The organism is Mycobacterium sp. AMU20-3851, from assembly GCF_043974665.1.
Taxonomy (GTDB): Bacteria; Actinomycetota; Actinomycetes; order Mycobacteriales; family Mycobacteriaceae; genus Mycobacterium.
In genome coordinates this window covers 3,218,637-3,234,758 of the sequence record NZ_CP146371.1, presented here as the reverse complement: position 1 = coordinate 3,234,758, position 16,122 = coordinate 3,218,637, and the positions used below count along the sequence as shown (strand labels likewise).

The following is a 16,122-nucleotide window of genomic DNA, read 5'->3' as shown; positions in this document are numbered from 1 at the left end:
CGGGCGGGCTCGACGGGGCACGTTCTAGCGGGCGCGGACCGGCCGCGCTCCGGGGAGGGGCGGGCATGCGGGATTTCAATTGCCCCAATTGCGGCCAGCGATTGGCGTTCGAGAATTCGAAGTGCCTGTCGTGCGGAGCCAGATTGGGGTTCTCGCTCGACGATATGGCGTTGTTGGTGATCGCCCCGGAAGAGGAGAGCGAGCACGCCGGCGCGGTCGACGAGAGCAAGTACCGCCTGTGTGCGAATCTGCATCTGGCAGAGTGCAACTGGTTGGTGGAGAAGGGGCCGGTCGTCAAACTGTGCCAGTCCTGCGCGCTGACCCGGACCCGCCCCAACGATGCGGACGTCCGAGCACTCGCGGCGTTCGCCACCGCGGAGCGGGCCAAACGCCGGATGATCGCCGAACTGCACGAGCTCAAGTTGCCGATCGTCGGCCGCGATGAGGACCCGGAGTTCGGGTTGGCCTTCGACCTGCTCAGCAGCGAGCAGGAGAAGGTGTTCACCGGGCACGCCAACGGTGTCATCACCCTCGATCTCGCCGAGGGTGACGATGTGCACCGCGAGCAGCTGCGGGTGGCCATGGACGAGCCCTACCGCACGCTGCTCGGGCATTTCCGGCACGAGATCGGGCACTACTACTTCTACCGGCTGGTCAGCGGGTCGCCGGCCTACCTGCAGCAGTTCAACGACCTGTTCGGGGACCCGGACCTCGACTATCAGGCGGCGCTGGACCGGCACTACAGCGAGGGTGCACCGGCGGGGTGGGAGCGCACCTTCGTATCGTCCTATGCCACCATGCATCCGGCCGAGGACTGGGCCGAGACCTTCGCTCACTATCTGCACATTCGCGACACCCTGGACACCGCGGCAGCCTTCGGCTTCGCCCCTGCGGGCGCCACCTTCGACCGGCCGGTACTGGGGCCCAGCGGATTCGACACCATCATCGATCTGTGGCTGCCGCTGGCCTGGTCGCTGAACATGGTCAACCGGTCGATGGGGCATCCCGACCTGTATCCGTTCGTGCTGCCCGCGGCGGTGCTGGAGAAGATGCGTTTCGTGCACACCGTGATCGAAGAGGTCACCAGCTGAACCCGGGGAGTAACCCGGCGTTGTCCCGCCGGCTACTTCGGTGCCACACAGTGGCGCCGTGCTGCTCACCGATCCGTTCCTCCAGCGACCTCACCAGGACACCATCCAGGTGGCCTGGTTCACCGAATTCCGCGGCGACCGTCATCTGGTCCTGACCGGCGATCCGGTCGAGGTGTTGTCGGAGGCCGATGTGCGGCGCACCGTGGCGGCGTACGGGTCACCCGGCGTCACGGTGGTGGACGCCGGGACCGTTCAGCTGTCCCGGGTGGCCGAGGACGCCGATTCACGGCTGCCCGGGGATCGTCGACCGGTGTCGGGCATCGTTGCCCGTGACGTCTACCGCCACCATGGCGAGGTGGCGGCACCCGCCGGCCGCACGCCATACCGGGTGGTCAGCATCCGGGGAGACGAACTCACGGTGTCTGACACGTTCACGTTGCCCGGGGCACTCGGACCGGAAGAGTCCGCGGTCATCATGCTGACCTCCGATCACCAGCTCACGGTGAACACGCCCGCGAACCTGGAGTTCGCCGCCCGGACCATCACCGAGCACCTCGGCCGCCCCGATGCGGTCTTCCTGGCCGGTGACATGGTCAACATCCCCGATCGGGCCTCGGAATGGTTCGACGATGCCCGGGGAGCGGCGTTCTTCCCGGCGATGCAGGGGCGCGGGACGGGGACCGGTTCGGACGGCAGGGTGTACCGCGGCGGTCAGATCCTGCAGCATGCGGTGCTCTACGCGGCCGTCGGCAATCATGAGGTCCAGGGCCGGCGCGACGGGCACGCCGCACTGGCATCGTCGTTCGAGAACGCGGTCCCACGTGCGGTGGCCGAGGCCGTCTACGCCGGTGACCCGGCCGGGAAAGCCCAATGGGTCGAAGACAACTCGTTCTCGATCGCCACCTTTCAGGAGATCTTCGCGTTGCCCGGGCCGGATCCCTTCTACGCGGTCACGGTCGGCGGAGTGCGGCTCATCGTCCTGTTCGCCACCCGAGTTTGGCGGGGCTGGAACGCCGACCCGGAACCGGCCGCGCGGGTGAAGTCCCGCTACCAGGAGTCCCATGGGAACCCCGACCCGCTGAGCCGGGGATACGGTGCGTTCCTCTTCGAGGACCTTGGCGCGGGCTCTCCGCAGTACGAATGGCTCCGGCGTGAGTTGCGTTCAGCGGAATCCACCGCCGCCCGGTACCGGGTGGTGATGCTGCACGAGGGGCCGCACGGTCTCGGGGAGAACGTGGTGCCGCGCTTCGCGCACCCGGTTCCCACCGCCGAACACAACGCTGCCGGTGAGCCGGCCGGAATCCGCTACGACTACCCGGCCTCGGCAGACATCCTGTGCCGGGACGTGGTACCGCTGATGGAGGAAGCCGGCGTCAACCTGGTGTACAGCGGACACAGTCACCTGTGGAACCGGTTCGTATCCGCGGCCGGCGTCAACTACCTCGAGGCATCCAACACGGGGAACAGCTTCGGGGCGTTTCATCGGCTGACAGGTCGCAGCAGACCGGTTCCACCGCTGCCCTGGTCGGCCGATAGTGCTGTGCCGCAGGGTGACCCGGGAGGGCTCCAGCCCGTCGTGCCGACCGTTGCGCCGAGGCGGGACGGCGCCGGGAGACCTTTGCCCTATATCGCCGACGGCAACCTCGTCGTCTTTCAGGCCTTGCACACCGGTACCGGAACGCTCACCAGTTGGTATGTCGACATGTCCGACACCGGATCCGGCGCAGTGCGTTTCGACGAGTTCACCCTCTAGCGCAGCCACCCGTCGAGCGTCGTTCACCCGCAGTTCGCAATGGCTGTCTAGACATGTAGACACCAACCGCCATGAGGCCGAGAGATGGGAAATCCGATGTCCGGACGCAAGATTGTCACGGGTGCAGTCGCGTTATTGTCCGCCGCCGTGCTGGCCGGCTGCAGTGACCAGTCATCCGACGAGAGCAAGGCCGGCACGATCCGGTTGGCGGTTACCGACCTGCAGGGGCTGGAGGAGTTGCAGCGGGAGTACGGGGCCTTCGAGACCGCGTTCGAAGAGAATTCCGGACTGAACGTGGAGTTCTTCGCGGTCACCGACCGCACCGCGGCCGCCGCTGCGCTGGCCGCCGACCGGCTCGATGTCGTCTTCACCGGCCCGGCCGAGTACGTGGTGATCCACGAACGCACCGGCGCAGAGCCTATCGTGGCCATCGAACGCGACGGTTACCGGTCCTGTATCTACGCCACCGCCGACAGCGGTGTCACCGGGCTCGACCAGTTACGCGGCGAGAAGATCGCGATGTCCGACATCGGTTCCACCAGTGGCCATCTCGGGCCCTCTCAGATGCTCAAGGATGCCGGCGTCGATCCCGCAACCGAGGTCGAGGTGCTCACCGTGGGCGATGCCGTGCACGAGGCACTCAAGCGCGGCGACGTCGCTGCGGTAGGGATCGGCTGCCACGACTACGAGGAGTTCATGGCCGCCGACGACCCGGCAGCCTATCGATTGCTGGAAGAGGGTGCCATCCTGCCGCCGGACCTGCTGGTCGGCCGGGAAGGCCTGGATCCCGACACCGTCGGCACCATTCAGACCACCTTCCGGGAGCACTTCGACCTGCTGCTCGCCGCGATGCTGGAGGGCAAGGACAACGCCAAGTTCGCCAACGCCAAGCTGGTCGACGTCACCGATCGAGACTACGACCGGGTCCGTTCGATGTACGAGGCCGTCGGTGTCAACGACTTCTCCCAGTTCCTGGGCCAGTGATGGCAACCCCCACCCGGCTCGCCCGACCGGGCCGGCCGATAGCCGGAACCCCCGCGGCAGTGTCGGTTGACGAACTACGGGTGCAATACGCGCGCAACGGATCCCGTGCGCTGGACGGGGTGACGTTGCACATCCGCCCCGGCGAGAAGGTGGCACTCATCGGTACGAATGGGGCAGGCAAGTCGACGCTGTTGCGCTGCCTGGTCCGGCTGGTCGAACCAACGTCGGGCACCGTGACGATCAACGGCACCGAGGTGACCTCCGCCTCCCGGCGTAACCTGCGCCGGATCCGGCGCGACGTGGGATTCGTATTCCAGCGGTTTCATCTGATCCCTCGGTTGACGGTGTTCCACAACGTCGTTCACGGCGCCATGGGCCGGCACGGAACGCGATGCGCCTGGCCGCTCACCAGCCCGGCCACCGTGCGCAGCGAGGCGATGGCCAATCTGGACCGAGTCGGTCTGGCGGCATTCGCCACCAGGCGGGTGGACACCCTCTCGGGCGGGCAACAGCAACGCGTGGCCATTGCCAGGATGATGATGCAACGCCCGTCGGTGATCTTCGCCGACGAGCCGGTGGCCAGCCTGGACCCGGTCTCGGCCACCACCGTGATGGACCTGATGTGCTCGATAGCCGCCGAACGTGATGTCACCGTCGTGATGGCACTGCATCAGCTCGACCTGGCACTGCGCTACGCCGATCGCGTGATCGGATTGCGGGACGGGGCAGTGGCTTTCGACCAGGCGTCCACCGACTGCGATGCGGCGCAACTGACGACCGTCTTCGCCGGTGGGGTGTCGTGAAGTCCACGATGGGCACCGAGCTCGCGGGTTCGCCGCCCCGGTTGCGCCGCCCCAGCTGGATCACCCTGGTCGTCGTGCTGGTGGTGGGCTCGCTGTTGGCGCACGGTTGGACCCAGGGTGCGGCGGTACACCCGGACTCGTTGGCCGAGGGCGTGTTCCGACTGGGCGACTTCCTGTCCGAGGCCGTGCCCCCGGATACCCACCGGCTCGGCCCCATCCTCAAAGCCCTGTTGGTCACCGTCGAGATGGCCCTGCTGGGCACCATCATCGGGGTGCTCCTCAGCCTGCCGCTGGCCGTGCTGGCTGCGCGAAACATCACTCCGCACCGGATCCTCTACACGTTGAGCCGCGCCGTCATCACCGTCAGCCGGACCATTCCCGATCTGGTGTGGGGCCTGATCTTCGTGATTGCGGTGGGGCTGGGGCCCGAAGCCGGTGTACTCGCCATCGCGGTCGACGTGATGGGGTTCTGCGGCCGGTTCTTCGCCGAGAGCATCGAGGACATCGACCCCGGACGGATCGAAGGGCTGCGGGCGCTTGGAGCATCCCGATCGGGAGTCCTCGTCGGTGGTGTGTTCCCCGCGTGCACACCGTCGTTCGTGACCACGTCGATGTTCGCGCTGGAATCCTCGGCCCGGTCCTCGGTGGTCCTCGGGTTGGTCGGCGCCGGGGGAATCGGCATCGAACTGGCCACCTCGATGACATTGCTGCGCTACGACGAGGCGGCGACCATCATCCTGGCCATCCTGGTGGTGGTGGTGCTCTTCGAGCGGGTGTCATCGGCGATACGGCGCCGGGTACTGGGCGGTGCGCAGCGATGAGCCGGACGACCGTGAGTGGCCACACCATCAACCGGTATGCGGGCCGGCCGCTGTACCGCCAGCTCAGCGATCTGCTCGCGAGCCGGCTGACCGAACAGGCCAAGCCCGGCGACAAACTGCCGAGCGAGGCCGAACTCTCCCAGGAGTTCGAGGTCAACCGGCTCACCGTACGCCGGGCGCTCGATGAACTCAGCCAGCGCGGACTGATCGACACCGTGCGCGGCAAGGGATCCTTCGTGGCCACACCGAAGATGCGTTACGACATGTCGGCCGGCCGCGATGCCAGCCTCACCCGCACCATGCGCGAACTCGGACACCGGGTCGCGGTCACGGTGCTGTCCACCGAAACCGTCGACAGCTCGCAGAATTCCGCCGAGCTGGATACCCGCGGTCCACTCTTTGTCTGTAGGACCCTGCGCTTCGTCGACGACGAACCGTGGACGGTGTCGGTGACCACCATTCCGCTGGAACGTTTCGGGGACCTGCCTCGGCAGTGGGCGGGGGACACCTCACTGTTCGACCACCTGCTGAACAACCACGGGGTCCGCATGCATCGCGCGTCGCGCACGTTCGCCGCCGGCCTGGCAGATCCGGCCGAGGCCGAGCATCTCCGACTGCGGGTGGGGGCGGCGATCCTAGAGATGCGTGGCCTCAACGTCGATCAAGACGGCCGCCCCGTCGCGGCGGTGGCACACCGGTTCCGCGGTGACCATGTGCAGTTCACGGTGGACCTGACATGAGCGCCGAAGCCCGACTGGAGGCGCTGGCCGCCGCCGCCGCAGATGCGGTGGAACGGCTCGCCGACCAGATCCTGGCAACCGGTGCGGCGGTGCAGGTGCTGGCCGGGCCGGAAGCGGTCAGCGCGCCCGTCCGGGTGCCGGTACCCGGCGCCGAGGACACCACGACGGTGCTGGGACATGTGGCGCTCACCCGCTGCACCGTCGAAGTCGGCGGGGTGCGTGGCGACGGCGTGCGGGCCGGCTACGACCCGGCCGGTGCGGTGGCGGCGGCCATCTGTGATGCCGAATCGGAACGGTGCGGCAGCCTGGCCGCACGGGTGGACGACTTGTGCCGGGTGAGCGTACGTGCGCAGGCGGAACGCGCCCGCGAACGCGCCGCGGTGGTGCACACGACGCGAATGGACCAATCATGAAATGGGATACGGTGCACGACAGTCGGGCCGCGTTCCTGGCCTGCATGCAGGCATTCTGCGCACCGGGCACACCGATCGAGTCGCCTGCCGTCCAGGGGCTGTCCGATCACCCGGAACTGGCGCGCGCGGGTGCTGTGCTGCTCGCCCTGCTCGACCGCGGGCTGACGCTCGGCGCCGGTGGCGGCGAGGCCGCGCTCCGGTTGGCCGGCATCGTGTCGGAGTCGACCGGCGCCGACCCGGCGGGGGCGGACATCGCAGACTGGGTGCTGGTGCACGGTCCGGCCGCGACCGCGATCACGCAGGCTCGCCGCGGTACCCGGCGGACCCCGGAGACGGGTGCGACGGTGGTCGTCGCCACCTCGGCCGAAGCCCGACCGATAACACTTTCGGGCCCGGGATTGCGGCAGCGGACAACGGTTTACCTTCCGCTCGACGCGCTGGCGCTACACGCCTTCGCCGCCGCCAACGCGGCACAGCCGACCGGCGTGGACGTGTTGATCGCCACCCCGGAGTGCTTGATCGGGATGCCCCGCAGCGTCACTGTCCACGGGGTGGGCTGATGTACGCCAGCATGCACGAGAGCGACGCCCTGGAGGCAGCCCGCACGATCGCCCGTCCGGTGCGGCGCGGCACCGATGTCAGCACCGCCCTCCTGGAGGAACAGATCTGTGCCGAAGCAGGACTGTGGGAACCCGCGGCCGCGCGACGAGCACTGGATCAGGCACTCGGGGACCCGGCGCACGCGGTATCGATCTTGCGGGTCTGGGCGGCGACCCAGCCGCACGTAGAGGCATTGCCGGTGCGACCGCAGGACGCCGTGCTGACCCGGCGGTTGTCCTCGGCCTACCCCCAGGTGCCCGGCGGCCAGTGGCTCGGGTTCGCCCCGGAACTGATTCCACGGCAACTTGTTTGGGATGAACAGCCGGAAACCGGCGGCCGGGCCGACACCGCGCACGCAGCGCCGGCCGAGCCGGCGCCCAGGCGCTCGGAGGTTCCCCGGGTGCGCGACCTGATCCGTGGCGTGCCCACGGCAACCCCGCCGGCCGACGGTGCCGGCGACGACCCGGCCGCTGCAGTGCTGGTGGCACCACACAGCCGGGCGAACAGGCTGGCCATCCTCGCCCGCGGCGAGACGGGCGCGCTCGTCTCGCTGGCTGCGCTGATTCTGGGCCGCCGGCAGGAGGCCGTTCTGGTAGAGCTCAGCGTCGCGATGGCCTCGGTTCGAATCCCGCACCCGCGCAGCGGTATTCCGATCGAGGTTGCCGAGGTGCCGATCACCGAGGTGGAGGTGGTGCTCGACGCCGAGGTCGACGGGCGGCCGGGTCTCGCCTTGGGCTGGGGTGCGACGCTGGGCACCGTAGAACGGCGCGCGGTGGCGCTGGCGTTGCTGGATGCCGCCATGCTGGCCGACGGCGACCTGGCTGAACCACTGACCCTCGACGAACAGACGGTCATCGCGGCCACCGACGGGCCCGCCACCAACGGCTTCGTCGAGCACCTCAGACTGCCGCACTACGCCGGATTCACCGCATACCTCTCTCAAGCCGCAGGCAAGGAGCAGCCATGACGCCCGACACGCCGGTCACGGTGGCCGCGCTGGCCGCCGCACACGGTCAGCGGGAGGCCTATGCCTATCTGGACGAGGACACCAAACGCAATGTGCGACGGGCGATTCTGAAAGCGCTGGCGATACCCGGCTGGCAGGTGCCGTTCGCCTCGCGGGAGATGCCGGTGGCCCGTGGCTGGGGCAGTGGGGGCCTGCAGGTGACCCTGTCACTGGTCGGCCCCGCCGACACCGTCAAGGTGATCGACCAGGGTGACGACATGTCGGTCAACGCCGTCGGCATGCGCAAGCTGATCAGCGCCTCGGCCCGGTGCGCGCAGACCACGGACACCGCGGCAGCGACCATCATCCAGAGCCGACACCGCATCCCGGAGGCCGAGCTGCGCCCTGACCAGACGCTGGTTCTGCAGGTCCCGCATCCGGAGCCGCTGCGTCGGGTGGTGCCCGACGAGCTGACCGCGCTGGACTGCCACGCCCAACGCGATTACACCCCGGCCTGGCTGGATCTCTACGACGCGCAGGCCCGGCTCGGCGGGCCGCGCACCGGGGCCGACCACCCGGTGCTGGTCGACGGTACCCGGCTGATGAGTCCCAGTCCGATACCGCGCCATGACGTACTGCGCCTGGATCGCCGTCCGCATCCGATCCTGATGGGCGCGGGTCGGCGAGCCCGGCTGACCGCACTGCCGCCCTATACCTCGGTGCAACCGTTGTCCTTCGACGACGTCCCGCTCGAGGCCGAGGTGGCCGCGCAGCCGTGCGCCCGCTGCGGCAGCACCGCTTCCTATCGGGTACCCACCGATGGTCCCGCCGCGACGCTGGTCTGGTGTTGCAGCGACGTCGACGCGTGCGCCGGCCGGGCCGAGCCGGAGAAGGGCCGATGACCGCCGACTTCCTGACCGCTCCGTCGGCAGGGTTGTACCCGCCGCCGCCGGTGCTTACCGTCTCCGGGTTGTCACACCGGTTCGGCCCGGGCTGCCCCAACTGCGTGCAGCTGACCGGGGAGGACGCCGGCACCAACCGTTGTCCCGAATGCGGAACCGTTGTCGCCGTGCACGATGCGTCCTTCGAAGTCGGCCCACACGAGGTGCTCGGCGTGGTCGGCGAGTCCGGGTCCGGCAAGACGACCATGATGCGGTGTCTGCACCTGGATCTGGAGCCCGAGGCCGGCTCGATGGTGATCGACGGGCACGGAGAACTGTTCGGGTCCGAGCGGCCCGCGGAGGTGAAGCGGTCCACCGTGGTGATGGTGCACCAGAACGCGCTGGCCGCCGGTCTGTACCCGCGGCTGGGCGCGGCGTCCAACGTGGCCGAACGGCTGCTCGGCGGCGGGCAACGTAACTTCGGTGACATCCATTGCCGGGCAGGCGAATTACTGAGGGAACTGGGGATCCGCCCGGAGCGGCACAACGATCCGCTGCGGACCTTCTCCGGTGGGATGCAACAGCGGGTGCAACTGGCCCGCGCGCTGGTCGACCCGCCCCGATTGCTGTTGCTGGACGAACCGACAACCGGGCTCGACCCGTCGGTGCAGGCCGACCTGCTCGAGGTGCTGGCTCGCGTCACCGGCTCCCTGGCGTCGGCGACCGTCGTCGTGTCCCATGACCTGGCCGCGGTGCGGATACTGGCCTCGCGGGTGGTGGTCCTGCACCACGGCCGGATCGTCGAACACGGCATCACCGAGCAGGTGCTCGAAGATCCGCGCCATCCCTACACGCAACTCCTTGTGTCCTCGAGGTTGACATGACTCCCGCCATCAGCGTGACCGGCCTGTCCAAGCGGTTCGGCGGCGGACCGTCCGTTCTGCACCGAACCGAGATGAGGGCCGCCGGCGGGCATCTGACCCTCGTCGTCGGGTCGCCCGGTTCCGGGCGTACCACGCTGGCCCGCTGTCTCAGTGGCGTGTACCGGCCGGACGACGGGAGCATCAGTCTGGGCCTGGGTAGCCGTGGCAGCGTCGACCTCACCGCGGTCGGCCCCCGCACGCTGGCCTGGTTGCGGGCCCGTCAGCTGGCGGCCTTCGACGGCGCGCTGGCCGCGGCGCCCACCTTGACCGCCGGGGCTGCCGTGGCCCGGGCCGCGTCGAGCACCCACGGCGCAGCGGTGGCCGGGCTCGGCCGGCTGGGCGCGGAATCCCTGGCCCACATCCCGCTGGGGCGGTTACGTGATTCCCAGCGGCACACCGTCGCGTTGGCGGCCACCCTGCTGGCCGACCGGCCGTTCGTGGTGCTCGACGAACCCGAAAGGTATGCGTCGGCACCGGAATTGGCCTGCTGGCTGCAACAACTGGCCACGGGAGGCGCCGCGGTTGTGGCGACCGGCGCCGCGGACAGCTCACTCAGGTCGATCGCATCCGCGGTCGGTGACTTGCGAGAAGGAGTAATCACATGGCAGACAACGTGATCGAAGGCGTCACCGTCATTCCCGGCGGTGGTCGCGACGCCATCCCGGATGCGGTGGTGACCATCGACGCCCACGGCGTTGTCGAAGGCATCGAAGCGCATGCTGCCGCGGCCGGCGACCGCTATCTGGTGCCCGCCGGGGTTGATCTGCACCTGGACAATCTTCAACAGCGCAGGCGCCCGCGAGCGACCGTGGCGCTGGACCATGCCGCGGTGATCTCGGTGCTCGACGCGGAGTGCGCGGCAGCCGGTTTGGGCACGGTGTGCGTCGCAGCACGCTGTGAGGACTCGCCGCGCAAGGGAATCGCGATCGACGATGCCGCGGTGCTGGCCGCGGTGCTGGAGGACCTTGCACCACTGCTGAGTTGCGATTGGCGGCTGCACGCCCGGGTGGAGCTCACCGACGACGGCGCGGTGGACGCGCTGCGGGATGTCCTGGCGGAGTCCTCGCGGGTGGCGCTCATCTCGATGATGGAGACGTCGGTGGACCGTAGCCGGTTCTCCTCGATGGCCGAAACGCAGGCGTTCTACGCCCAGGACTGGGGGGTGTCGGAGGCGGAGGTGGCTGCCATGTTCACCGTCGACGACGAGCAGTTGCGCCGGACCGCCGAGCGCCGCGCCGAGGTGGCGGGCCTGGCGCACGGCCACGGCGTCGTGCTGGCCACCCATGACGACCGCACCGAGGCTCACATCGAGGAGGCCTTCGCGCTGGGGGCGACGGTCGCCGAGTTCCCGCTCACCCTGGCCGCGGCCCAGCGTGCCCACGCACTGGGGATGAAGGTGGTGCTGGGGGCACCGAACGCGTTGCGCGGCCGGTCGACCTCCGCGGGCAATGTGCTGGCCGCCGACGCCATCGCGGCCGGCGCGTGTGACGTGCTCTGTTCGGACTATCTCCCTTCGGCGCTGCACTCCGCGCCTCATGTGCTGGCCCGCGATCACGGTGTGCCGCTGGGCGTGGGCGTCGACCTGGTGTCGACCAATCCGGCAGCGGTGCTGGGCTTGGCACCGGTGACCATCGAGGTGGGTCGGCCGCTGACGGCTTCGCTGCGCCGGGTCCGGCAGTTCGCGCCCGGATCGGCAGAACAGATTGCGCACGTGGGGACCGCACTGTGGCGTGACGGACAGTTGGTCTTCACCCGGGAATCGGTTAACAACACGGTCTCGGTGCCGTGACCCGGGCATGTCGTATCCGCCGACGGGACGTGCCGGTTTCTAGTATCGGCGGGTGACTGATCGCTACGGCTCCGACATCCTGTCCCGTAATCCGCACACCCCGAAGGGCGTTCGCTCCGTCGAGCATCCCGCCGACAAGGGGCTGGTGGTCGAGGACCCGACGAGCGGTTTCGTCGGCGCCGTGGTGCGCATCGGGAACGGCCGGGTCGAGCTGGAGGACCGCAACCGCCGGGTGCGGTCCTTCCCGCTGGGGCCGGGGTTCCTGGTGGAGGGCAAACCGGTGATCCTGACCGTGCCGAAGGCGGCGCCCAAGGCGCCTGTGCGCACCGCCTCGGGGTCGGTGGCGGTGCCCGGCGCCAAGGCCCGCGTCGCACTGGCCAGCCGCATCTACGTCGAGGGCCGCCACGACGCCGAACTCGTCGAACAGGTCTGGGGTGCGGATCTGCGGATCGAGGGTGTCGTCGTCGAATACCTGGGCGGCGTGGACGATCTGAGTGCGATCGTCGCCGACTTCCAGCCCGGGCCCGGCCGCCGGCTCGGGGTGCTGGTCGACCATCTGGTGGCCGGATCCAAGGAGTCCCGGATCGCCGAGGCGGTGCGACGCGGCCCCGGCGGGGAGCACACCCTGGTGGTCGGGCACCCGTTCGTCGACATATGGCAGGCGGTCAAGCCCGCCCGGCTGGGGATGACGGAATGGCCGGTGATCCCGCGCAACGTCGAGTGGAAGCACGGGATCTGCGAGGCGCTGGGCTGGCCGCATGCCAGCCAGGCCGATATCGCAGGCGCGTGGCAGCGGATCCGCGGCCGGGTGCGGGACTGGACCGACCTGGAGCCTGCGCTGATCGGGCGGGTCGAGGAACTGATCGACTTCGTGACGGCCCCGGCCTGATCGAACACGGCCCCGGCCTGATCGAACACGGCCCCGGCAAGCAACTAGCGTTGAGGTGTGGCAGACAGCCTATTCGATATGCCGGGTGAGCAAGCTCCCGGTGACCCGTTACCCGCGGCAGCCAGTCCGCTGGCCGTCCGGATGCGCCCGGCGACCCTCGACGACGTGGTCGGGCAGCAGCATCTGCTCAAGCCCGGCTCGCCGCTGCGCCGTCTCGTGGAAGGGTCCGGCGCGGCCAGCGTCATCCTCTACGGCCCGCCGGGCACCGGGAAGACCACGCTCGCGTCGCTGATCTCGGGGGCGACCGGCCGGCGCTTCGAGGCGCTGTCCGCGCTGAGCGCCGGGGTCAAGGAAGTGCGGGCCGTCATCGAGGAGGCGCGGCACGCCGCCATCCGTGGCCAGCAGACGGTGTTGTTCATCGACGAGGTGCACCGGTTCTCCAAGACCCAGCAGGACGCCCTGCTCGCGGCGGTGGAGAACCGGGTGGTGTTGCTGGTTGCGGCCACCACCGAGAATCCGTCCTTCTCGGTGGTCGCGCCGCTGCTCAGCCGGTCACTGATCCTGCAGCTGCAACCGCTGGGGCCCGACGAGGTACGCGTCGTCCTGCAGCGTGCGGCCACCGATGTGCGCGGCCTGGGCGGCAAGGTGCACATCGCCGAGGACGCGCTCGATCTGTTGGTGAAACTGTCCGCCGGCGATGCCCGCCGCGCCCTCACCGCGCTCGAAGTGGCCGCCGAGACGGCCGGGGGCGCGGGTGGCACCGTCACCGTCGAGGTGGTGGAGCAGTCCCTGGATCAGGCGGCGGTCCGTTACGACCGGGACGGTGACCAGCACTACGACGTGGTGAGCGCGTTCATCAAGTCGGTGCGCGGGTCGGACGTGGACGCCGCGCTGCACTACCTGGCCCGGATGCTGTCGGCGGGGGAGGACCCGCGATTCATCGCGCGCCGGCTGATGATCCTGGCCAGCGAGGACATCGGGATGGCGGATCCGATGGCGCTCCCGACCGCGGTCGCCGCCGCGCAGACCGTGCAGCTGATCGGCATGCCGGAGGCTCAGCTGACGTTGGCGCACGCGACCGTGCACCTGGCGACGGCGCCGAAGTCGAACGCCGTGACCACCGGGCTGGGCGCGGCCATGGCAGACATCCGGGCGGGCAAGGCCGGGCTGGTACCCCCGCATCTGCGCGACGGGCATTACGCGGGCGCCCAGAAGCTGGGCAATGCGGTGGGCTACAAGTACGCCCACGACGCGCCGGGTGGCGTTGCGTCCCAACAGTATCCACCCGACGAGCTGGTCGGGGTGGATTATTACCACCCGACCGGGTACGGCGCCGAGCGGGAGATCTCGACGCGCCTGCAGAAGTTGCGGGCCATCATCCGCAGGGGGCGTTAGCCCGCTCGCGGGTCAGGTCTTGACCTCGGAGGCGCCGGCGGCTACCGTCGTAATCAACCAATTGGTTGCACAACTGAAAGATTGATCAATGGGCATGCTCGAGGACGACCTGGACCGGGCGTTCCTGGCGCTGGCGGATCCGGTCCGCCGGGCCATGGTGGCGCGACTGGCCCGCGGACCGGCGACCGTCAACGAGCTGGCCGAACCGTTCGACATCACCAAGCAGGCGGTGTCCAAACACATCCAGGTGCTGGAGCGGGCCGGACTGGTCACCCGGAGCAGGCAGGCCCAGCGGCGCCCGGTACACCTCGATGCCGCAGCACTGGAGCGGCTCACCGAATGGATCGACCGGTACCGCCTGGATGCCGAACGCAATTACCGCCGGCTCGACGGCCTGCTGGCGGCACTCGCCGAAGACACGCTCACCGACAGCCGCACCGACAGAAAGGGAAACGCACCATGACCAACGCACTGGACCTGACCGCACCCGTGGACACCCTGGCGATGGAGTTCCGCCGCGAATTCGACGCCCCGGTGGCCGCGCTCTTCCGGGCGCACGCCGAACCGGAACTGGTCAAGCAGTGGCTCGGCTCGCACGGTCTGCGCATGGACATCACCGAGTGGGAGTTCAGAAGCCATGGCGGATACCGGTATTCACACTCCGATGAGAACGGCAGCTACGGCTTCAACGGCACTTTCCACACCGTGCGGGACAACGAGTTCATCCTGCAGACCTTCGAATTCGAGGGTGCGCCGGACATGGTCAATATCGAGTACCTGTGGTTCGAGGACCTCGGGGACGGGCGCTCACGGCTGCGCGGCCGCTCCATCTGCCCGAGCACCGAGGCTCGCGATGCCCTGCTGTCCTCCGGTATGGAGGGCGGCATGACCGACAGCTACGACAAGCTGGACGCGCTGCTGGCCGCCGGCTGATCAGACCAGCTCGGGCACCCGCAGGTGGGCGATGACGAGTTCGAATTCTCCCTCGTCCACCTCGGAGGCCCCGGCGGCCCGCATCGAGTCGGCCTTCAATGCGGTCACCCGGTCCCGGTTGCTCTCCAGCGCGTCCCGGTTGCCGAACGATGCGCAGGCCACCCCACGCCCGGTCTCGCGGTCCACCAGCAGGCTCGCACTGCAGAATCCGGGCAGGTGCTCCATCTGCGGCAGCACCGACTCGCGGAAGTACTCGATGCCGGCGTCCATCAGATCCGGCGGCAGCGTCACCCAGGTCGCCCGGACACAGGCGCCCGGGTCCGAGCTGTGCTCGCGGTGCAGGGCCGCGATCTCCCAGTGCTCCGCGGTCGCTTTCCCGCCGAACATCTCCGCGGCGCGATCCCGCAGTTTCGTCGCCGCCTCGGCGCTGTCGCGCATGGCCTCCTCGGACTCCCAGGACGAGGTGGTGATGCACCGGCCCGAGTCTCGGTCCACCATTGTCGACAGCCCGATCCAACCCGGCATCTCCTGGAGTGCCGGCATGACCACATCGCGAATGTGAGTGACGGCCGAGTCGATGGATTCGGGACGCGCCATCACTGTGGTAGAACGTGCGAACACGATCCACCCCCTTTACAAACGGGGCAGCGCCCCGGCGGCGCCACCGGTCGACATCAACTCTCCTCCGTCGGCGGCCTCGTAGGCTGGAAACGGTGAACACCGAAGTACTCGATCTGGACACCTCGCGCCGTCGGATCGTCGACCTGACCGCGTCGGTGCGGGACTTTTGCGCGCGGAAGGGGGACGGACTGTGCAATGTGTTCGTCCCGCACGCCACCGCGGGCGTCGCCGTCATCGAGACCGGGGCGGGTTCCGACGAGGACCTGCTCGACGCGCTGGAGCGTCTGCTGCCGCGTGACGGCAGGTACCGGCACGCGCACGGTTCACCCGGTCACGGCGCCGACCACGTGCTGCCCGGTCTGGTGTCCCCGTCGGTCAGCGTGCCGGTCGGCGACGGGGAGCCGCTGCTGGGCACCTGGCAGAGCATCGTGCTGGTGGATCTCAACCGGGACAACCCGCGCCGCTCGGTGCGGTTGAGCTTCCTGTCGGGCTGACGGTTCGGGCTGGTCGGCGACCGGTACTGTGGTGCGGTCGAAGTTC

Annotated in this window: 19 protein-coding genes; 18 read left to right on the top strand and 1 reads right to left on the bottom strand. The window is 69.1% G+C overall.

Annotation, left to right across the window (positions count from 1 at the left end; all coding sequences use genetic code 11):
* Positions 1 to 65: 65 nt before the first annotated feature.
* The 17 genes from V4U86_RS15400 to V4U86_RS15320 all read left to right on the top strand — a co-directional run bounded on the left by V4U86_RS15400 (position 66) and on the right by V4U86_RS15320 (position 14,961).
* Positions 66 to 1,091: a zinc-binding metallopeptidase family protein gene (locus tag V4U86_RS15400; RefSeq protein WP_395306841.1), complete on the top strand. Its 1,026-nt coding sequence runs from the start codon at positions 66 to 68 to the stop codon at positions 1,089 to 1,091.
* A 58-nt stretch (positions 1,092 to 1,149) separates the two neighbouring features.
* Positions 1,150 to 2,844 carry a metallophosphoesterase family protein gene (locus V4U86_RS15395; protein WP_395306840.1) on the top strand — a complete coding sequence of 565 codons (1,695 nt, stop codon included), beginning with the start codon at positions 1,150 to 1,152 and terminating at the stop codon, positions 2,842 to 2,844.
* Positions 2,845 to 2,979: 135 nt separating this feature from the next.
* Complete coding sequence (locus tag V4U86_RS15390) at positions 2,980 to 3,828, top strand: PhnD/SsuA/transferrin family substrate-binding protein (protein ID WP_395306839.1); 849 nt, start codon at positions 2,980 to 2,982, stop codon at positions 3,826 to 3,828.
* A 59-nt stretch (positions 3,829 to 3,887) separates the two neighbouring features.
* Positions 3,888 to 4,631 (top strand): phosphonate ABC transporter ATP-binding protein, encoded by a 744-nt coding sequence (phnC, locus tag V4U86_RS15385; protein WP_395306838.1) that lies wholly within the window; start codon positions 3,888 to 3,890, stop codon positions 4,629 to 4,631.
* Positions 4,628 to 5,452, top strand: coding sequence for a phosphonate ABC transporter, permease protein PhnE (phnE, locus tag V4U86_RS15380; protein ID WP_395306837.1), 825 nt, complete (start codon positions 4,628 to 4,630; stop codon positions 5,450 to 5,452). Before phnC ends, phnE begins: the two co-directional genes overlap by 4 nt.
* Positions 5,449 to 6,192 (top strand): GntR family transcriptional regulator, encoded by a 744-nt coding sequence (locus V4U86_RS15375; RefSeq protein WP_395306836.1) that lies wholly within the window; start codon positions 5,449 to 5,451, stop codon positions 6,190 to 6,192. The genes phnE and V4U86_RS15375 overlap by 4 nt, the downstream gene beginning before the upstream one ends.
* The gene (locus tag V4U86_RS15370; protein ID WP_395306835.1) at positions 6,189 to 6,605 is read left to right on the top strand and encodes a phosphonate C-P lyase system protein PhnG; all 417 of its coding nucleotides are present in this window, start codon (positions 6,189 to 6,191) and stop codon (positions 6,603 to 6,605) included. The genes V4U86_RS15375 and V4U86_RS15370 overlap by 4 nt, the downstream gene beginning before the upstream one ends.
* Positions 6,602 to 7,165, top strand: a complete 564-nt coding sequence (locus V4U86_RS15365) for a phosphonate C-P lyase system protein PhnH (RefSeq protein ID WP_395306834.1) — start codon at positions 6,602 to 6,604, stop codon at positions 7,163 to 7,165. Before V4U86_RS15370 ends, V4U86_RS15365 begins: the two co-directional genes overlap by 4 nt.
* The gene (locus V4U86_RS15360) at positions 7,165 to 8,172 is read left to right on the top strand and encodes a carbon-phosphorus lyase complex subunit PhnI (protein WP_395306833.1); all 1,008 of its coding nucleotides are present in this window, start codon (positions 7,165 to 7,167) and stop codon (positions 8,170 to 8,172) included. Before V4U86_RS15365 ends, V4U86_RS15360 begins: the two co-directional genes overlap by 1 nt.
* Complete coding sequence (locus V4U86_RS15355; protein ID WP_395306832.1) at positions 8,169 to 9,053, top strand: alpha-D-ribose 1-methylphosphonate 5-phosphate C-P-lyase PhnJ; 885 nt, start codon at positions 8,169 to 8,171, stop codon at positions 9,051 to 9,053. Before V4U86_RS15360 ends, V4U86_RS15355 begins: the two co-directional genes overlap by 4 nt.
* Positions 9,050 to 9,916 (top strand): ATP-binding cassette domain-containing protein, encoded by an 867-nt coding sequence (locus tag V4U86_RS15350; protein ID WP_395306831.1) that lies wholly within the window; start codon positions 9,050 to 9,052, stop codon positions 9,914 to 9,916. Before V4U86_RS15355 ends, V4U86_RS15350 begins: the two co-directional genes overlap by 4 nt.
* Entirely contained in the window at positions 9,913 to 10,572 is a 660-nt protein-coding gene (locus tag V4U86_RS15345; RefSeq protein WP_395306830.1) for an ATP-binding cassette domain-containing protein, read from the top strand. Before V4U86_RS15350 ends, V4U86_RS15345 begins: the two co-directional genes overlap by 4 nt.
* The gene (locus V4U86_RS15340) at positions 10,557 to 11,744 is read left to right on the top strand and encodes an alpha-D-ribose 1-methylphosphonate 5-triphosphate diphosphatase (RefSeq protein WP_395306829.1); all 1,188 of its coding nucleotides are present in this window, start codon (positions 10,557 to 10,559) and stop codon (positions 11,742 to 11,744) included. Before V4U86_RS15345 ends, V4U86_RS15340 begins: the two co-directional genes overlap by 16 nt.
* Before the next feature lie 52 nt (positions 11,745 to 11,796).
* Complete coding sequence (locus V4U86_RS15335) at positions 11,797 to 12,633, top strand: DUF3097 domain-containing protein (RefSeq protein ID WP_395306828.1); 837 nt, start codon at positions 11,797 to 11,799, stop codon at positions 12,631 to 12,633.
* A gap of 78 nt (positions 12,634 to 12,711) precedes the next feature.
* Positions 12,712 to 14,028, top strand: a complete 1,317-nt coding sequence (locus V4U86_RS15330; protein ID WP_395312063.1) for a replication-associated recombination protein A — start codon at positions 12,712 to 12,714, stop codon at positions 14,026 to 14,028.
* An 88-nt stretch (positions 14,029 to 14,116) separates the two neighbouring features.
* Positions 14,117 to 14,491: an ArsR/SmtB family transcription factor gene (locus V4U86_RS15325; RefSeq protein ID WP_395306827.1), complete on the top strand. Its 375-nt coding sequence runs from the start codon at positions 14,117 to 14,119 to the stop codon at positions 14,489 to 14,491.
* On the top strand, positions 14,488 to 14,961 hold the full coding sequence (locus tag V4U86_RS15320; protein WP_395306826.1) for an SRPBCC family protein: 474 nt from the start codon (positions 14,488 to 14,490) through the stop codon (positions 14,959 to 14,961). Before V4U86_RS15325 ends, V4U86_RS15320 begins: the two co-directional genes overlap by 4 nt.
* Here V4U86_RS15320 and V4U86_RS15315 read toward each other — a convergent pair whose 3' ends face one another.
* Positions 14,962 to 15,582, bottom strand: a complete 621-nt coding sequence (locus V4U86_RS15315) for a hypothetical protein (protein ID WP_395306825.1) — start codon at positions 15,580 to 15,582, stop codon at positions 14,962 to 14,964.
* A gap of 92 nt (positions 15,583 to 15,674) precedes the next feature.
* Between V4U86_RS15315 and V4U86_RS15310 the strand changes: the two genes are divergently transcribed.
* Entirely contained in the window at positions 15,675 to 16,076 is a 402-nt protein-coding gene (locus V4U86_RS15310; RefSeq protein ID WP_395306824.1) for a secondary thiamine-phosphate synthase enzyme YjbQ, read from the top strand.
* The last annotated feature ends 46 nt before the right edge of the window (positions 16,077 to 16,122 follow it).